At 40.5% G+C, this 232-nt stretch carries 1 protein-coding gene; it reads left to right on the forward strand.

Annotated features, from left to right (window positions below):
- A partial coding sequence (locus QP413_RS10195) for a class I tRNA ligase family protein (protein ID WP_284781636.1) occupies nucleotides 1-232 on the forward strand: 232 nt, incomplete at both ends.

The raw sequence follows: 232 nt of genomic DNA on the forward strand, positions 1-232 counted from the left end.
GTTGAAGGAGAACCTGTAAAAGGGACTGATTTAGAGTATATGGTTGCTGAACATCCATATTATGACCGTGACTCTTTATTAATCTTAGGTGATCATGTTACTGCGGACTCTGGTACTGGGTTCGTGCACACCTCTCCTGGACACGGGGAAGATGACTATTTTGCATCATTAAATTATAAATTAGAAGTACTTTCACCAAGTGATGACCAAGGTTACTTTACCGATGAAGCAC

Origin of the sequence: Corynebacterium sp. UMB4614 (genome assembly GCF_030217065.1) — a bacterium.
Taxonomy (GTDB): domain Bacteria; phylum Actinomycetota; class Actinomycetes; order Mycobacteriales; family Mycobacteriaceae; genus Corynebacterium.